Source organism: Nostoc sp. LEGE 12447 (genome assembly GCF_015206985.1).
Lineage (GTDB): Bacteria > Cyanobacteriota > Cyanobacteriia > Cyanobacteriales > Nostocaceae > Nostoc.
Map to the genome: position 1 here is coordinate 13,114 of NZ_JADEXT010000009.1, position 18,267 is coordinate 31,380.

General features: G+C 41.6%; 14 protein-coding genes. 7 read left to right on the forward strand and 7 right to left on the reverse strand.

The features are described from left to right. Positions 1-309: 309 nt before the first annotated feature. Positions 310-1,872 carry a phytoene desaturase family protein gene (locus tag IQ274_RS12440; RefSeq protein WP_194142436.1) on the forward strand — a complete coding sequence of 521 codons (1,563 nt, stop codon included), beginning with the start codon at positions 310-312 and terminating at the stop codon, positions 1,870-1,872. 48 nt (positions 1,873-1,920) lie between these two features. Beyond that, on the forward strand, positions 1,921-3,279 hold the full coding sequence (locus IQ274_RS12445) for an FAD-dependent oxidoreductase (RefSeq protein WP_194142437.1): 1,359 nt from the start codon (positions 1,921-1,923) through the stop codon (positions 3,277-3,279). A 177-nt stretch (positions 3,280-3,456) separates the two neighbouring features. Here the strand turns inward: IQ274_RS12445 and metX are convergent, their stop codons facing one another. From metX to IQ274_RS12460, 3 genes are all read right to left on the reverse strand, one after another. Next, positions 3,457-4,527, reverse strand: a complete 1,071-nt coding sequence (gene metX / locus IQ274_RS12450; RefSeq protein WP_194142438.1) for a homoserine O-acetyltransferase MetX — start codon at positions 4,525-4,527, stop codon at positions 3,457-3,459. Positions 4,528-4,618: 91 nt separating this feature from the next. After that, the gene (locus IQ274_RS12455; protein ID WP_194142439.1) at positions 4,619-5,923 is read right to left on the reverse strand and encodes an O-acetylhomoserine aminocarboxypropyltransferase/cysteine synthase family protein; all 1,305 of its coding nucleotides are present in this window, start codon (positions 5,921-5,923) and stop codon (positions 4,619-4,621) included. Between the two features lie 184 nt (positions 5,924-6,107). Further along, complete coding sequence (locus tag IQ274_RS12460) at positions 6,108-7,040, reverse strand: SGNH/GDSL hydrolase family protein (RefSeq protein WP_194142440.1); 933 nt, start codon at positions 7,038-7,040, stop codon at positions 6,108-6,110. A gap of 668 nt (positions 7,041-7,708) precedes the next feature. Between IQ274_RS12460 and IQ274_RS12465 the strand changes: the two genes are divergently transcribed. Further along, positions 7,709-8,098: a hypothetical protein gene (locus IQ274_RS12465; RefSeq protein WP_163938467.1), complete on the forward strand. Its 390-nt coding sequence runs from the start codon at positions 7,709-7,711 to the stop codon at positions 8,096-8,098. A 249-nt stretch (positions 8,099-8,347) separates the two neighbouring features. Beyond that, the gene (locus IQ274_RS12470) at positions 8,348-9,295 is read left to right on the forward strand and encodes a tetratricopeptide repeat protein (protein ID WP_194142441.1); all 948 of its coding nucleotides are present in this window, start codon (positions 8,348-8,350) and stop codon (positions 9,293-9,295) included. A 119-nt stretch (positions 9,296-9,414) separates the two neighbouring features. Here the strand turns inward: IQ274_RS12470 and IQ274_RS12475 are convergent, their stop codons facing one another. Together IQ274_RS12475 and IQ274_RS12480 are read right to left on the reverse strand one after the other, a co-directional pair. Then, entirely contained in the window at positions 9,415-10,020 is a 606-nt protein-coding gene (locus IQ274_RS12475; protein WP_194142442.1) for a DUF411 domain-containing protein, read from the reverse strand. A gap of 342 nt (positions 10,021-10,362) precedes the next feature. After that, positions 10,363-11,928 (reverse strand): phytoene desaturase family protein, encoded by a 1,566-nt coding sequence (locus IQ274_RS12480; protein WP_194142443.1) that lies wholly within the window; start codon positions 11,926-11,928, stop codon positions 10,363-10,365. 913 nt (positions 11,929-12,841) lie between these two features. On the opposite strand from IQ274_RS12480, the gene IQ274_RS12485 reads away from it, so the two are divergent. Further along, a complete protein-coding gene (locus tag IQ274_RS12485) occupies positions 12,842-13,789 on the forward strand; it encodes a DNA polymerase III subunit delta' (RefSeq protein WP_194142444.1) in 948 nt (315 codons plus the stop codon). Between the two features lie 192 nt (positions 13,790-13,981). Here the strand turns inward: IQ274_RS12485 and IQ274_RS12490 are convergent, their stop codons facing one another. Next, positions 13,982-14,257, reverse strand: coding sequence for a hypothetical protein (locus IQ274_RS12490; protein ID WP_175586852.1), 276 nt, complete (start codon positions 14,255-14,257; stop codon positions 13,982-13,984). 196 nt (positions 14,258-14,453) lie between these two features. On the opposite strand from IQ274_RS12490, the gene IQ274_RS12495 reads away from it, so the two are divergent. Both IQ274_RS12495 and IQ274_RS12500 read left to right on the forward strand, forming a co-directional pair. Next, positions 14,454-15,215 carry an N-acetylmuramoyl-L-alanine amidase gene (locus IQ274_RS12495; protein ID WP_194142445.1) on the forward strand — a complete coding sequence of 254 codons (762 nt, stop codon included), beginning with the start codon at positions 14,454-14,456 and terminating at the stop codon, positions 15,213-15,215. Between the two features lie 90 nt (positions 15,216-15,305). Next, complete coding sequence (locus IQ274_RS12500; RefSeq protein ID WP_194142446.1) at positions 15,306-16,871, forward strand: glucosaminidase domain-containing protein; 1,566 nt, start codon at positions 15,306-15,308, stop codon at positions 16,869-16,871. Positions 16,872-16,898: 27 nt separating this feature from the next. On the opposite strand, the gene IQ274_RS12505 is transcribed toward IQ274_RS12500, so the two are convergent. After that, entirely contained in the window at positions 16,899-18,212 is a 1,314-nt protein-coding gene (locus tag IQ274_RS12505; protein ID WP_163933034.1) for a hypothetical protein, read from the reverse strand. Positions 18,213-18,267 lie beyond the last annotated feature (55 nt).

Genomic DNA, 18,267 nt, shown 5'->3' on the forward strand with positions numbered 1-18,267 from the left:
TGAGTCTGTTGGGCTTCGGATCGCTCCTTACCTGGAAATTTGGTAAGGTACAACCGCCGATGTTGGGGTAACTCAATTGACGTTCCCCATCCTGTAGAGGGATGAGAGATTACGGTAATTTAAGATAAAGTCGTCGAAATAGTGTAAATGGAAGCAAGATCGATATCAACCTGCTTCACTCAATTCATAATGACGAATATATAGTTTGCCGAACCACTTAGATTACCATCAAACCACTGTGATAGAGCGGGTTGAAGCATAGAGAAAATTGTTATCGAAAAAGACGTTTATTGTTTGAGGAAACCTCCTATGAAACCGGATTACCTAATTGTAGGCAGTGGTTTATCAGCATTGGTCTTTGGCGCTTTGATGGCAAACTCCGGTAAGACCGTGCAAATACTCGAAGCTCATGAGCATCCGGGCGGCTTTGGCCACACATTTACGATGGCTAAAAAATACACGTTTAATGCCCAATTCCATTATGTTTGGGATTGCGGTGAAGGACAAACGGTTAATCGAGTACTCAAGAAATTAGGCTTGGATCGGGAAGTGACTTTTGAACGGTACGACCCGGATGGTTTTGACCACATGCGAATGCCGGGGTATGCGTTAGATATTCCTTCGGAACCAGAGAAACTGATTCAGCGATTATCAGCGTTGTTTCCTGAATATAGCGATCGCATTCGCCAATTTGTTAACGATGTCGAAAAAACGAGTGCAGGTTTGAAAAGACTTGCTCCTCCAGTTAAGCCAATTGAACTGCTCAAACATACAAGCGAAGTGTTTTGTACTGTCCAATATCTCAACAGTACACTTCAAGATGTATTCGATAAATTTCAGCTACCCCAAGCCGCCCAAACCCTATTAGCTCTGCAATGGCCTGATTTTTTGCTGCCTCCAAATCAACTCTCGTTTTATGCCTGGGTCGCTTTGTTCAAGGGCTATCAAGCCGGTGCATTTTATCCAACCCAGCATTTTGAGCATGTTATCAATTCGTTAGTCAAAGTGATTGAATCAAATGGAGGGCAGGTACTACTAAACCATGAAGTCACGAATTTTAGAGTCACAGACAAAACGGTTACGGGCGTTGAGGCGATGGATTTAAACACCCATCAAACTCACGAATTTACAGGTGACACCGTGATTTGTAACATTGACCCCAAAAAAGCCGCCAAAATGATTGGTGAGTCACATTTTTCTAAAACCGTGCGCCGAAAACTCAACTATGAGTATTCTGCATCCAACTACATGGCTTATTGCGTCGTCAAAGACCTCGACCTGCGAGACTATGGATTTGGCAAGTGGAATGTTTTCCACACTGGTCATCAGGATTTGAATGAAGCCTTTGCTCAGATGTATGAACACAATGACTTTTCCAATCCCAGCTTTGCCATAACAACGCCCACTTTATTGACACAAGCGAGTCGGGATTGTCCAGAGGATTGTCAGATTGTCGAATTCCTTACCGTTGCTAATTACGACTACTTTAAGCAATTACGACAAAGCGATTCCCGTCGGGACGGCAAAGCCGATCGCAAAGCCTACAACCAGAAAAAGCAAGAAATTTTCGATTCTATCCTCGATGTCGTAGAAAAAGAATATGTACCGAATTTTAGAAAGCATCTAGTCTTTCATATCACCGGCAGTCCTACCACCAATGAACGTTATTGCTGGTGTCCCAACGGAAATTCCTACGGTTCTAGTCTCACACCGCGCAACATGGGTTTGGGACGCTTGAATCACGAAACCTCACTCAACCATTTCTATTTCTGCAATGCTTCATCAGGCTATCCCGGTTTTGCTCCCACATTCTGGACTGGGGCGTTGCTGTATCAACGATTATCTGGCGACGTGCTTTTAAGCAATAGCTAAACAGACACTCACACATATTATTCATATTCAACAACTGAGAGGTCAGTTATGAGAATTGCAATTATCGGTGGTGGAGCCAGTGGTATGGTTACAGCTTACCTGCTTGATAAACAAGGGCATCATGTCACCGTGTTTGAACGGCAGCCTATGTTGGGGGGGCATATTCGGACGCTTAACAAGAATGTGAAACCCAACCAATCCGATTGCAATGAAATGTTGGAAAGTGGAGTGCTAGAATTTCCTACCGTATTTTACAGCTTTGTTGCTCTTATGCAAGAGCTAGGAGTGGAACTAGAACCCATCCGTGTCGGTTCAGCTTTATTCCCCAAAGATGGCAGTCCCTTTTTCTCGAAGGTCACGATTGAGAACAACTATAAAGGCATTAAAGGTTTCATTGAATATCTGCGGTTCGATACCATCCATACCCGTTCCCTTGGATTATGGCTAAAAACGCAATTTGCCCAGATGGAAGATTTTTACAATCAGCCACTGTCTCAATATGTAAACAACAAAAGTATCAGCAATACCTGGCTAAAGTTGCTGACGATGTATAGCTACTCAATGCCCTTTGAACTCATTGATAACTTTCCCGCAGAGATGGGAATTCCGATGTTACGCGACTACCTCGCGGTCAAATGGCTCAGGATCAAAGGCGGTGTATATTCTTATATTGAAAAAATTCTGGAGCGATTTCAAGGGGAAGTTTTGTTGAATGTGGAGATTGCTAATATTTCTAGAAGTCTAGATGGTGTGATAATCCAGCGATCTGCCTCTGGCGGCAGCGCTTCGCTATCGCAGGGTGAGATCCAAGAGTTTGATAAAGTCGTATTTGCCACACCACCCGACCAAGTGATAGCACTGTTAGCTGACCCAACCGAAGCTGAAATTAAACGCTTCTCAGATTGGAAAGCCAATTATGCAACCACTACAATTCATACTGATACTTCTATGTATGATCGTCATCACATCCACCACCCCTCGGAATTTGATTTTTTCCAGACAGACACCCAATGGGGATATAACAGTTACTTAAATCAGCTTTGCGGCATCTCATCGCCACAGAATTATTTTTTATCGTTTCAACTAGAAAGATTGATTGATCCTGATCGCATTATTCACACTCAAAAGCATCACACTCCGTTGTATACCACTGAATCTTTTCGATATCGAGACGAAGTAGTTGCCACCAATGGAGAGAACAATACTTACTATGCGGGAGCTTATCTCGGAGATGGATTGCATGAAGGAGCGATCGCGTCTGCCTTTCGAGTTGCTCAACTCATTGGTTCACCCTTAGCTGTCTCCATTTCTGGATTCAACGACGGAAACGCAGACACAGTAAATATAGCGGCGGATACGGCCGGCATTGGAAAATATTTAACTCATCCCCGTTCCCATCGGTCTTGAGATTTTAGTTATAAACCAATACGCTTGGGTTAAGGGCCACTGGCAAAAATTTTGGGTTTTTGAGACGCGATAAATCGCCGTCTCTACAAGTGTTTTGGTCTTATCTGAACTGTATTGATTTATAAACCCTTACTTTTTACCTAACGTGTATTGACCTACTGCGATCGTTTCTATGGTTCAAAAAAGAACAAACTCATGGTTCTGTTGAATAATTTCATTCAAGGCAGCCATATCAATTAAAAATGCGTCATGTCCGTGGGTTGACTTTAACCACGACAGTTGAGCATTAGGGATTAAATTTGCTAATTCTTGTTGTTCTACTGGTGGATAGAGAATATCAGAATCAATGGCGACAACTAGAGTTGGTTGCTGGATGCTTCTTAGAACAGATTCATAATCTGATAAATTAGGAGCCGTGCGATCGCGTGCAATATCGTGGCTATCCATTGCATGGGTAAGGAGAATATAAGTATTGGCATCAAATCGTTCTGTCAGCTTTTGACCTTGATGCTGTAAGTAACTGGCTATAGCAAACTTCTCAGATGGATCATACTGCCGTCCAAAGCGGGTTGTAAAACTATCCCAAGAACGGTAAGTAGACATTGCCATCATTCTCGCCACTGCTAGTCCTTGGTTTGGAGGTGCATCCAGGGTGTAGTTCCCTCCTTGCCAATTTGGATCGGCATAAATTGCCTGTCTTTGGGCTTCACTTAATCCTATACACCAAGCGGAATGTCTGCCAGAAACAGCGATAGGTGCAATACCTTTTACCTTGTCGGGATATAATAACGCCCATTCCAGTGATTGCATTCCACCGAGTGAACCACCTATTACGAACCGCAGAGATTGAACACCCAGATATTCTAGTAGTACAGCTTGTAGGCGAACCATATCTCGGATTGTAATTTTAGGGAAGGATACACCATAAGGCTTTCCCGTTGTTGGGTTGATAGTAGTTGGCCCTGTTGTACCGTAACAACTTCCCAAAATGTTGCTGCACACAATAAAATCGCGATCTGGATTGAAGGCTTTCCCTGAACCAAACAAAGGTTCCCACCAATCATCAGCGTCAGCTGAACCAGTTAAGGCATGACAAATTAGTACCCCATTATCGCCTTGAACATTTAACTCTCCCCAACTGCGATAAGCAATCTGAACCCCAATTAATACTTCGCCGCTTTCAAGTTGAAATGGCACTGTAAGCTGGTAAAACTGGGTTTGTGGCGAGATGAAATCTGAGTAGATCATATCTGATGGGGGGCAGGGACAGGGGAGCAGGGGAAGCAGGGGAGGCAGAGGGAGAGGAATCAATGCCCAATGCCCAATGCCCAATTAAGAATTAAATCTTAACTTGCCCGAATGCCTGCTGAAAATCCTCTTTAATATCGTCAATATGTTCAATCCCCACTGATACGCGCACTAAATCGGGCGTTACACCTGCTGAAAGCTGTTCTTCATCACTTAGCTGTTGATGAGTTGTGGAAGCGGGATGAATCACGAGGGTTTTAGCATCACCAACATTTGCTAAATGACTCGCCAATTTCACATGATTAATAAAAGCTTTACCTGCATCCAATCCACCTTTGATGCCAAAGTTTAAAACCCCCCCAAAGCCATGCCGGAGATATTTTTTCGCTCGTTCATGATATGGGTGATTAGGAAGTCCGGGATAATTAACCCATAATACTTGCTCTTGTTGCTCTAACCACCGAGCCAATTCTAAGGCATTGCTGACATGACGATCTACACGTAAAGAAAGAGTCTCTAATCCTTGCAGCAAAAGAAAGGCGTTAAATGGACTCAAAGATGGGCCAAAATCCCGTAACCCCTCGACTCTAGCGCGGATAATAAAAGCAATGTTGCCAAAGGAACCACTAGGCCCAAACACTTCTTGGAAATTCAGCCCATGATAGCCAGGTGCTGGCTCAGTAAATAGGGGAAACTTGCCGTTACCCCAGTCAAATTTACCAGAATCGACTATTACGCCACCAATGGAAGTACCATGCCCACCAATCCATTTAGTTGCAGATTCCACTACAATGTCTGCACCATGTTCAATGGGTCGAGCTAAATACCCACCAGCACCGAAGGTATTATCCACAATTAAAGGTATGCCGTTTTCGTGGGCAATGTGAGCTAATGCAGCAAAGTCGGGAATGTTGAATTGAGGATTGCCAATGGTTTCAACGAATAACGCTTTGGTGCGATCGTCGATCGCCTGACGGAAACTTTCGGGATCGTCTCCCTCGACAAACTTGACGTTAATACCTAAACGTGGTAAAGAGACTTTAAACTGGTTATATGTTCCTCCATACAAAAAACTAGTGGAAACGATATTATCCCCAGCCTGAGCGATGGTACTGATTGCCAAGAATTGCGCCGCCTGACCACTAGCGGTTGCTAATGCTGCTACACCCCCTTCTAGTGCAGCAATCCGCTTTTCAAATACATCCGTCGTCGGGTTCATGATTCGGGTGTAAATGTTACCAAATTCCTGGAGAGCAAATAACCGCGCTCCGTGTTCGGTGTCGTCAAAAACGTAGGAAGTAGTTTGGTAAATTGGTACAGCACGGGCATTAGTTCCAGGAGCCGGCTCTTGTCCAGCATGAACTTGCAGAGTTTCAAAACGATATTGTTCAGACATCAGCAGTTATTTTGGTTTCCAATTATACAAATAAGTAATATGCTATTCGAGCGTTGGGCTAGATTAATCAACGGTAATTCTTAAGGCTTACCGTATTTTACAGTTATTTTTAGTTAATTAAACCATAGTGTAAGGGCGCACAGTTGTGCGCCCCTATCGTTGATTTTTGGCTGATCGAGGTAAGTTATAAAACCAACATTGAACGAGGATTAATCATCCCAGCCTCTTGAATCGTTGAAAAAGCAGTTTCCCCGATGATGCGATGAGCCGCAGCCGTCGGATGAATGCCATCCCAGAACAAAAACTGGTCTGGGTTACTACAGGTGCGATGCCTGCGGCTGGCATCGCCTACGCCAGATAGACATGGACTGATGACATTGGTAAAGTTAAAGGCTGCCGGATTTGCGTTGGCGTAGCCCGTCGCAGACATCGCATCCCGATATAGGGCGTTGGCATCTAATTGCACAATCTCCAGATCGGAATGCTGTTGACTTAGTAACTTTAGCGATCGCCTCAAGCCTTGATTATGTGCTTGTGTTAATGCACTGAGGTTCACAGAATTCGTACTGTTTCTAGTGGCAGGTAACTGTCCTAAATCTGGTAAATTTCCTACCAGAATCTTCTTAGCACCCATATCAGTTAGAGAGTTGATTGCCATCGTCACATTTTTAACAGGAATAGTTGCACTGCTTACTCCTTGCAAATAATCATTTGCTCCTGCCCACAGCACATAAAAAGCATCTGGATTCGTCTGTTGATATGTTTGTGTAAACGATTGCACTTGATTTAGCAAGCTAGGTATATAGCTGTTGCCAACATTGCCAGTAATTGCTCCTCCATAAGCAAAATTGTGAGTTTGTTTAAGGGAAAGATGGAGGCTTTCGGCAAGATACTCAATCCAAACCCGACCATTCGAGTAACGCCCCTGAAAGTAAGTTGGATTAGGTGGGTACATTCCTCCTGTCGCCCGGAATACCATCCCTGTATCCGAAAGACTGTCTCCAAACACATAAAGTTCTGAGATGGGATGAGTTTTATCCATAAATTTTGCCGCTACAACCATGATAAAAATTAGGAGAGCAAGTCCTGTTGTTAAAAGCCACTTTTTTCTTTGCATTAAACTTTTCTGCAAACCCTAAAGACTACAGATGTTGATGGTTATTTTTGTGACTAAGGATTGAGCTTGCAATTGAACACTTCTCTAACTTAACAAGCTAGTTTCAAGGCTAGTGAGCAAAACCGGATACTTTCAGGTGTGGATTTTGCTAATTGTTTTAATGCCACGCTGTTGTGTTTTGTCCACAATACAACACCGATAGCGTAGCGTAAAGCCTGCGGCATGGCTTCTCTACGAGACGCTACGCGTAGCTCGCTTCTCCGTAGGAGTACGCTTAGAGCGACGCAGCAGCGTCATAGCCTGTCGTAGACATCACAACGAAAAATCTATCAAATCACTTATGGTTGCATAAAGGCGATCGCGTGCTTGAAGAGTCGTAGGAAGTTTTCGCAAATCTGGAAAACTAATTGCTGCAATGCTTATGAAACTCAAGACGCGAGTTAAAAAATTGCATAAATGTTCAACCCGCCTCCGTTAAGTACTAGAAAATTAAAATCGCTCTGTTATATATCTCGACTTAACAGGATTTTTATCGCTCAATTGCTTCACCCTTTTGGGTGAGTCAGATATCAACCGATCAGATGAACTGAATGAAGGAAGCTGAGATTAATAATAAAGAAGATTCTATTACTACAGAACACTGATCGCATTTTACCTAAGAATACCTTATGAAACTCCTTACTTTAATAAAGTCTGCACTTATTTTTGCTTCTATTACTCTTGTACCTGGAATCGCTGTCGCTCAAACAGCTACTAACAATAATAGTGAAATTGCTATTAACTCTAACAATTTACCTAGTAATTCTATTTCTGTTGATTACCTCCAGCCTTTCAATCTAGTTACTTTTGCGTATCAGGGAGGTTTGAAGCAGCACGGTATTCCTAGTGGAGAGATGCTAGTATTTGAAACTCAGAAGAGAAATATTATTGCAAACGATTTGGTGAAAGCTGCTGTTAATGCAGATAAATTACCATCAAAAGCTTTAAATGACCAAAATTATCTAAGTGCTGTTAATTCACAACTCAACGCATTGCCTGATTATGCTGCTGCGGATTGATTGATTTTTCTTATATTTTTTCTAAAGCCAAATTTGTGAGTATACTATACTCGTGTGCTTCTTACTAAATATAAATAAAAGCATTTTATACACAGCGACCGCTGGTGTATAAAACAAAGTTACATATTGAAGAACAATTCCTAGATTTTGACAGAGCTTGTACCTATAAGTTCTGTTATTGTGTGTTGAATGCACAGAAAATTGTATAATCAACAACCTATCAAGCAAAAATTTCGTTTTCTATAGAGAATGACAGAAGTAATTAGAACAGGGAGCCTAAATAACATCGAGTCCATTGAGTTTGAAAAGCGGTGCTTGCACAAAGCCAGAGAAATAGGTGATCGCAATAGTGAAGTCATTTGTTTAGCAAGTTTGGGCAATGCTTATCAGTCCATTGGGGAGTACCACCTGGCAATTGAGTTTTATCAGCAGTGGTTGGATATAGCGAAAGAAATAGGCGATCGCTTCGGAGAAGCCAAATCTTTGTCTGGATTGGGTAACGCCTACCAATCATTGGGGAAATACCAGCGGGCGATTGAATTTTATCACCAGTGGTTGAGTATCACCAGGAAAATAGGCGATCGCACTGGAGAAGCCATTTGTTTAGGAAGCTTGGGCAATACTTATGAATACTTGGGCAAGTACGACCAAGCGATTGAGTTTTATCAGCAGTGGTTGAGTATCACCAGGAAAACAGGCGATCGCACTGGAGAAGCCATTTGTCTAGGAAGTTTGGGCAATACTTATGAATCATTGGGGCAGTACCAACTGGCAATTGAGCTTTACCACCAATGGTTAGAAGTGACAAGATTAATTAGCGATCGCAATGGGGAGGGCATGGCCTTAAGTGGATTGGGAAGTGCTTATAATGCTCTGGGACAGTACCAAAGAGCGGTTGAGTTTCATCAATATTCATTAGAGATTAGAAGGAATCTTGATGACCAAAATGCAGAAGCAAACTCCTGGTTTAATTTGGGTTTAGTGCTAGAAAAAATCAATCGCGAATCAGAAGCAATGAATGCCTTTTGCAATGCTCGCGGGATTTATCACGCAATGGGAATTGATGCAAGCCTCCAAGATTGTAACCATGCGATTGAGCTTCTTTCTCAAAATGTCTCAACCATAGCATCTCGCTTCTGGTTTGGGAGATGGTTCAGTCATTTATCCCAGTTGATCAAAACTGATTCTAACCAGTAATATCTTCTACCACTGATTCAGATAATATAAGGATATTTTAAAAGCTGTTGACCATTTTAATCGCTAAAGATAGATTAAAATCCACTTTTAAAATATCCTCTGAATCTAGTGAGATTATCTCAAGAAGATGGATATTTATTAAATACCGCAACTGAGTTATTGCCATCAAAGGCAAACACTGTAAACGGGTCTTTTCGATTCCCCATCTCCATCCCAGGAGTGCCTACAGGCATTTGGGGAACAGATAAACCAGCAACATTTGGCTTTTCTTGAAGCAAACGTTTGATGTCGTTTGCTGGAACGTGTCCTTCTATGACATATCCATTAACAATTGCTGTGTGGCAAGATGATAAGTTATCCGGTACGTTGTACTTTTGTTTAACTGTTTCGATGTCAGGTGTGGAAAAGTCTGTGATTTCAAAACCTTGTGTCTTTAAGTGGTCAATCCACCCGCCACAACAGTTACATTCGGGACTGTGATATACAGTGGCATTTAGCGCTGTTGATTTTGATGGTGTCTGTTTATTCTGGATGTGTCTAATAGTACTTACCAGTTGAGCATTAGCTGTCACAGAATCAGGAAAAACAGCTTGAGCATTACTCATAGAAGCGGTGCTTCCCAAAATGCCTAACACCCCTACTGTGAGACAAATTGTTACTACTACACGTATCAGCATGGGAAGTAACCATTTTTGCCAGCAATAAATAAATTCTTTGTGCGACATCTGAGACTTCCTGATTAAAACATTGCATAAATTTGTTTTAACAAATTCTTTTCAAAAAGACTTTGTGTACCTTTACTTTGTGCTTAGTTTGCGTCCCTCTACGTTTAAAACACTACAAATTTAGCCAATGCATAGCCTGACAATGCCAATGCATCGCCTGACAATGCCAATGCATTACCTGACAATGGCATTGCATCCTTATGCGTTTAAAAAGGTAAGGTTACAATTTTACGCCTACTACGTCTTATAAAGCAAAAGTGATTCCTTATCAGTCATCACAACTGCAAGCCTAGACACATAGCGGCTTGTCGCCAGATATCGCTTTATCAAAGCTACAATTCCTTACCCAATTGTCACTAAAGACTGGGGTCTTTCAGCTGCTTTGTGCCATACCGATTGTCCTGTCAGCAGTTCTACAACATCCATCCCATTGCCAATTACACCTGGTACACTTGGATACCCAGCACTCGCCCCTACCAAAAAGAGATTAGGTAACTCTGTCGTATATCCCAAACGATTTAAACCAACTTGTTTGGGTACTAATTTCGCACCATAAATATTACCTTGCGGTTGTCCCAGATAAAATTCGCTGGTGGTAGGTGTACCGTAAACTTTCATCCGGGCATATTTGTCTACATCGGGAATAAAATCTCGCACACTTGTCATAATCTGCTGATAAAATTCTCGCTTTTTGACTTTATACGCTTTTGGGTTGTTTTTGTACAGATGTTCAAATGGTTCATAAGAACAAACAGTAGCAATTTCTAATACATGATGTCCCTCTGGCCCCATCCCTGGTTCGCTAGATTTCATCGTCGGACAAGAGAGGAAAATCCACGGATGGCTAAAGTCACCTTCTAATTGTTGTTGATATTCTCTGTTCAGGTCGCCTGTGGCATAATACCAAACATTCCAGTTACCAATGCCGTAGCGTTGAGGATCGAAGCGGCTATCTAAACCCAGGTAGATATTAAAAGCACTGGCTGAGTATTGGTAACTAGTGAGGCGTTGATGCTCCTTTTGACTCAAAGCTGTAATATCATGCATTAACTCCACTGTTAATTTGGGGTCGAGGTCGCTGATATAAGCTTTGCTGGCGTGATAGCTATTACCATCAGCAAGGACACTATGGACACTATGGTTGCTAACTTGAATATGGCTCACCGGGGTTGAGTACTTGATAACACCTCCACCTGCCGTAATTACATCTGCAATGGTGTCAACAAGGTGTTTGAAGTGATGTTTTGGATAATAAGCACCTTCTGAATAATCCCAAACTAAGGAAGTGTGGGTGAGTAGCGCAATTTCCTGCGGCGGTAGTGCATAGTCGCCACTTTGCCCCGCCAATACTGCTTGCAGTTTAGGCGATAATCCGACATGGTTATACAAATCTTGCAGTGTCCAATTCCGCTTCCAAAATAAATTCAAATATTTTGGTAGTTTTAACCAGTCAGACAACTTTTGATCGTACCAGCGTATCTCATGCACTAGGTTGCGAATTTCTTGGTGAAGTTGCTGAATTTCATTGCAGTAATGGTTAATCGCACCAGTTTCTTCTGGAAATGTGGAGAGTAAACGCGATCGCAAATTCTCCCATCCCAAAGGAATTTTGAAATCCGCCTCTGGTGTGATGACTCGATCAATGCAGTCAGAATCGAGACTATTAAAGGGCACATTTTGATGAATATAGTCGAAGAATTGAGTTATAGTCTGACCAGAACCACATTGAGAGATGTAATGCACGTCAGCACAAAAACGGTATTCCCCGTAATCAAAGGTGTGACAGCATCCGCCAGGTAAATAATGTTGCTCTAGAACTACTACCCGATAGCCTTGTCGAGTTAAACAGGCTGCGGCCGAAAGTCCACCTAGCCCGGCTCCCAGAATCACATAGTCGAAGATTTCCATATCAGCCTCCTTTGGCAATTTTGATTTCTATTGATTTCGGTGTTATGACTTTTTATCACCGTTCTTGTAGTTTTAGAAATGCCAAAATACTCAGCGCATCTTCACCTAAATTTGTAGATTTTATCTAATAAAATCAGGTAGAAGAGACATTTGGTAGAAGGTGTAAGGATTTTTCTCGGTGATAATGGTAATTCCTGTATCGCTAAATATCAAAAGATTTAGCGAATAATTTAGCTAACATTTAGATGCCCTGAAAGATGTTTAAAGTAGCCACGTAACTTAGCTATGAATTCTTGTCAAGGCTTGCAGATAGTTAGCAGAAGATGATTTAATAATCTCAGGTTTTGTTAAGGAGCATCCCTAATTTTGCTATTGTGCTGCATTCCGACAGGAATGAGAGAATAAAAAAAACAAACCGTAAACAACACAACGTCAAGAGATTTGTAAAGGATTTTTGCGCCAATTTTGTGATTTTTTGAAAAATTTGGATGCTCTCATATTTTTATCCATCCTTTATTTATTCAGCTTATCGAAAACCGAAAAAATGTTTGACAATATTTGCTTTTCTTAATAAATCTTGGCTAAGGTTTAAATTACCTTAACCTATGTTTGCTAGATAAGCGCAGGAGCTAAAAAAGATTATTTTTTAATAGTTGAATAGCTAAAAAATAGATATTAAATCTCAGAAATTATTGCTATGTATAGAAGTATGAATGTACACCTTTACACTGTATTCTATATGCGTAATACCATTTCTCGAAATGCCAGATTTGTCTCTAACTCTTTCACCCTGCTGCCTATTTATACCAACTTTAAAGTGAAATAGTATAAGGGCTTCTCCAAGGTATGAGATGAGAACTGCTTGTATCCCAAAATCCTTGTAGAAGTGAGAATGTCACTCTACAATTAACTAATGACTATTAACCCATTTGCAGCACTTGTAGGACAACCGCAAGCCATAGAATTACTTACTCAGGCTGTCAGACAAAACCGGGTTGCTCCAGCGTATCTATTTGTGGGGCCAGATGGTGTAGGAAGAAGTTTAGCAGCAAAGTGCTTTATAGAATTGCTATTTTCTAGTGAGTTGGGAGTCACTGCGGCTTTACAAAACCGTTTGCGTCAGGGGAACCATCCAGCTTTGTTGTGGGTACAACCGACTTACCAATACCAGGGACAACGATTAACAGCATTAGAAGCGGCTGAAAAAGGACTTAAGCGTAAAGCACCACCTGTAATTCGGCTAGAGCAAATTCGGGAAATTACCGAGTTTTTAAGTCGTCCGCCCTTGGAAGCGCCAAGGAATGTAGTGGTGCTGGAAGAAGCCCAAACAATGGCAGAAGCCGCAGCTAATGCTTTACTTAAAACTTTGGAAGAACCGGGACAGGCGACGTTAATTTTAATTGCACCTACACCTGAGTCTGTTTTGCCAACTTTGGTGTCACGCTGTCAACGCATTCCTTTTTATCGCTTAGATGCACAGTCTTTGGCTGTTGTACTCACACAAACAAATCATCAAGAAATTTTGCAAAATCAGGCAGTGCTGAGTATAGCAGCTGGCAGCGCGGGAAGTGCGATCGCATCTTACGAGCAATTACAAACTATTCCCCCGGAGTTACTCGAAGATTTGAAAAAAGCTCCTGCTTCCTACCGCAAAGCCTTGGAGTTAGCCAAGAAAATTGATAAGGATTTAGATACAGAAGCCCAACTGTGGTTAGTTGATTACCTTCAGCAATTCTACTGGCAGCGTTGGCATCAAGCCAGTATTATTAATCAGCTAGAACAATCTCGTAAATACTTGCTTGCTTACGCTCAACCCAGGCTAGTTTGGGAATGTCTGCTTCTATCTATATGTCAAAAATGAAAATCGTATTCACAAACTTTTGCCCAAAAACCTCAATCGCTTTTCAAGTATCTACAATGAGCTATGCCTACACTATTAAATCAGGGACTTCCAAATAAAAAATATCCTAAAACTAACGCAACAATCCTCTCTCTGTCTTCTCTGCATCTGGAGTGGTTAGTTTATTTGGATAATTGATTTCTTGGAAATCCCTTATCCACCACTTTGAGACTGCTGGTAGCGACGCAAAACAGATTGGATATTTTTTTTACAAACCTCTTCACCAATTACCTGAGAAAGCGATCGCCACAACTGAGAACCCACTTGTTTAATATAGTCGTGTTCATAACTTATCTGCTCCGCAATTTCCGCATAAGTGTGCCCCAGCCAACTTTCCAACAAAACCACAGATTGAACATCATTGAGTCTTTGCCCAAAGGTAGAGCATAAAAGAGTATCGACTAGATTCAGCGCCTCTTGTGCTGTCATGGGTGAGCCTGCTTTATTTCTACGTTGAACTTAAGAAATATCTCCTTGAAATAATATATTTACGTAAAATGTCACATTTATTTACAGCAAAAACTCACTTTATCTCACCGACAGAGCGCTTATATTTAAGCTAATAATTAATACAGTGTAATTAAATTATGCTTACATCTCAAAGTATAAAAAGGAAATCAACAAGATGAAATTTGGTATTGATATGGGACACAATTGTCCTCCAGATACAGGAGCAACAGGCATCAAACAAGAAGATGCTTTAACTAAAGCAGTTGGTACACAATTGATACAAAAACTCAGAGCAGCAAATCATACCGCCATCGATTGCACTCCTACAAGCGCTAGCAGCGTAACCGATTCTCTCAGACAACGAACTAATAAGGCTAATGCTAATAACGTTAATGTCTATGTTTCGATTCATTTTAATAAATTTAACGCTAAAGCTCATGGTACAGAAATTTATGCCATTAGTAACGCATCACAAGGTATTGCTGAATCAGTTCTCAAAGAAATTGTTCAACTTGGTTTTTATAACAGAGGGGTGAAAGATACAGGTTTCTTTGTTCTGAAGAATACACAAATGCCAGCTATTTTAATTGAGTGCTGCTTTTGTGATGCCAAGGTAGATATGGATCTATTCGATGTTGAAAAAATGGCTGAAGCAATTAAAGATGGATTAATAGGTCAGCCGAAACCAAAGGAATCTAAAGCTGATAAGAAATACGTTTTGGAAATTACAACTAAAACTTTCTTAAAGCCTTCTACAGAACAGGCATCAGACTTACCAAAAGATTCTATCTTTGAGATTGAGCCAGGAGATTACCCAATTTTGGATGTAATTTTTGAAGAAAATCATTATTCGGTTAAGTGGCCCGATCAAAGTAAAGGAAACCGAAACGAGCATTTTGTTTATGCTGGACATGCCAAAGTTATAGAAAAAGATTAACTAATTCTATTTCCATCATTTGTTAACATCTACAACCCCGATTTATTAGATAAATCGGGGTTATGTAAATAGTTTTTAAAGGAAAAATCCATGCCATTACTAGATGATTTAGTAAACAATTATTCCAACAAAGATTTAGTCAAAATATTTACACAAGTTGGTATTGAAAGTGCAAAAATTACTGAAATCAATCGGCAAATCTTAAAAGAAGTTTCTCTCGCTCAATGGTTACTAGAGTCTGCCAGAGGTAAAAGCGATCTTGCTGTCAATGCTAATAATTTTGCGGGATTAAAATGGCGAATTCCTGATATGGAAGGGTTTGCTGAACCTTTGAAAATCAAGGTTCCTTCTGAACTACAAGAAGTTGTGTTCTGTAAATTTACGGATATAGACGCTTTTATTATTGGTTATTGGAAGTTTTTAACTCGCACACCGTATAAAGGTTTAGAGGAGTATACTAATACACCAGAAAATTTCCTTGGCTTTCTCAAGGCTAAAGGCTATTCATCCGATCCTAAATATGTCAGTAAAGTTGTAGACTTGCTTCCAGAGGCACAAAAGTTACTGGCTAATGCAGGTGGAGTTACCATTCCCGCTTCAGTGGAACAACTTCAGTTAATTCGTGTGCCAAAAGAAGTTGAATTAGGACAAAATTTCAGGGTTGAAGGCGTAGCACCTTTAACCGATAGAGGCAAAGTTTTGTCGATTACGATCGACGATAAATTTCCAGTCCTAAGTGTAGCAATTAGTCAGGATGGCAAATGGCAATTTGATTTCGTTTTTAAGCAAGAAGGCGATCGCCGGATGATAATTACTGTTGACGATCAAACTCTAGAGATCCCCATTAAAGTTGTTGTTCCTTTTGATAACAAGGACGATGAGAACACTCAACAACCTACAGCATCCAGCTTACCAGGAGCGAAGGTAATTAAACTCGATGGTAGTGTGGGAATTGGCGGAGTCAATAAAGCTGGTGATGTTAAGGCTATTAAGGCGCGATTGTATGAGCTAGGCTACAAATGGGTAGGCGATCCTGACAGTGCAGACAGAGACAGAGGACTATTTGATGCGATCAAACTATTTCAATCAATTATTGCCGGTCGCAGTACTGTTAATGGTGATGGTAGAGTTGATGTTGGTGGAATAACTCATCGATGGTTGCAAGCAGCTAATGCACCACGGTGGGAGTTGATGCCCAAAAGTGACCCGAATAATGGTTTAGTTAACGGTGAACTGGAAGATACTCAAGATAACCACGATTTTGGAACACACTGGTTAGCTGATGTGATTAAAAAAATTGCCCAAGATTATCAAAACAGTTATCGTAACACTCATCCCCTAGCTGCTCCATTCGCAATTAACGATGTTAGTCTTCCTTATGGAGGCGATACTCCCGATCATCATGGACATGAAACTGGCATGATGTGCGATATTTATTTACCCCAAAAAAATGGGAATTTTGGTGGTATTGTTTGGTCAAGTTCTAACTATGATCGCGATGCTGCACGAGCTATTCTCAAGTCGATTACTAATCAAAAGCTGGTACGGGCAGTCTTTTTCAACGATCAACAGCTAATTAAAGAGGGACTTTGTGTGTCTCTAAATGGTCACGACAATCATATTCATTTTGAAATTAACCCACCAGTCAGGAGCTAATTGTTGGTGAGTTAGATGCCTTGGATTTTACAACTTCTGCCCTGTGTAAATGGATCGCACTTCACCATTACGGCGGATGACAGCTTCGCCATTACTAACCTCTACCAGTGTCCAACCGCTTTGGCCAATGCTTTCACCCATATTGATGCGGCGAGTCACGCCGTCAATTTTAAACAAAGCGGCAGATTTGTTACCTAACTCTAGCAATCCTTCGAGAGTATTACTCGGAGCAACTGCGATCGCAGTTGGCGGATATACTTGTTCCTGGGTAATAGTTGGTTCTGACTCTGGCGCAAGTGCTGCACGTAATGGAACCACTGGTAATGCAGGTAGAGGCTTGGGTGTTTGCCGCACGGTAATCGGTACAGTTCGTCCAGCTACAGGTTTAAGTTCTGCTCGTACAGCCGCCGCTAACATATTGACGGTTACAGGCTTGGCAGCTTGTCGCACCGTATTTAGGGCACTTTTCACCACATTAGGTTGAGATGCCTGCAATGCATTGGCAACTTGTGGTAGAAGTGCGGGACTACCAGGAATTGCTGGCAGCGCATAGCGCATTGGCGACGGCGCTTGATAAACGGGAACATAGATCCGCTCAACAACGCTTCCAGAACGGTTAGGGGCTGGTGGTGTATTATTTGCCAGAAGTGGAAGTGGTGGTAAATTCCCACTTGTTTGCCCGTTACCAAGGGCTATTTGATTAGTATTTGTCTGACTGGAGAATCCCGAACTGAAAGATTTTTGATTGCTTTTTAATTCTTGCTTGTCTATAACTGCCAGCGCTCCCAGCATATAATCAACCAAATCTGCCTCAATTTCTGTTTTTCCAGGCAATTGTGACTGCGTTTGCGGTGCTAGAAGAGCTTGCTGGGTTAAGTTGGGATTTAAAAGATATACGACTCCAGACTGCACTAAGTAGAGAATACCAGCGATCGCCACGCCTAAAGTTGTTCCGACAATTAGCAGTTTGCCCAAAGTCCGGCTGCTTTTTTGACGCTTTCTAATAACTGGTTTAATGGTGGCGTTATCAAAGACAACGGTACTCAAGTGCTTGTTATTATTTTGAGTAACTGACTGTCCGTTTGGTAAGATAATCTGCGGTATCGTAACTGTTTGCAGAGGCACGTATTCTGGAGGCGAGTAGCGTTGAGCTTTGTTCTGCCTACCATGCCTAACGGTTTGAGAAGGCAGATTATCACTAACATCCAGAATGTAGTCGATATCGGCAAAGAGTTCATCCATGAGACCATCAGCATAGTTTTCTATCGACCAAGGCTCGTTGGCGATTAAGTCTTCTGATGGTTCTGGTACTATGAGACGGGTACTGGCTTCTTGTAACATAGACGTTCTGGGTTATTGCTAGGACGAGGAAACGCCGCGCCTACTGCCTGGGAGT